Origin of the sequence: Sphaerospermopsis reniformis (assembly GCF_005402885.1) — a bacterium.
GTDB classification, from domain to species: Bacteria; Cyanobacteriota; Cyanobacteriia; order Cyanobacteriales; family Nostocaceae; genus Sphaerospermopsis; species Sphaerospermopsis kisseleviana.
Map to the genome: position 1 here is coordinate 1 of NZ_BJCE01000630.1, position 255 is coordinate 255.

The following is a 255-nucleotide window of genomic DNA, read 5'->3' on the forward strand; positions in this document are numbered from 1 at the left end:
GCTTTTATGAATTTAGAAGGCAGCTAGAATATAAAACACAACTGTATGGTAGTAAGTTAGTAATTGTGGATAGATATTATCCCAGTAGCAAGACTTGCTCAACTTGTGGAGAAAAGAAATCATCACTCTCATTATCTCAAAGAGTGTTTAAATGTGATAGTTGTGGCTTTGAGATTGACAGAGATTTAAACGCTGCGATTAATTTAAAACAAGAAGCGGTCAGATTGATCGTGTTAGCCTGTGGACTAGATAGTG

General features: G+C 35.7%; 1 protein-coding gene. It reads left to right on the forward strand.

Annotated features, from left to right (window positions below; translation table 11 throughout):
* Positions 1 to 255: RNA-guided endonuclease InsQ/TnpB family protein (locus FFR48_RS28655; RefSeq protein WP_137669646.1), on the forward strand; the 255-nt coding region annotated here is incomplete at both ends.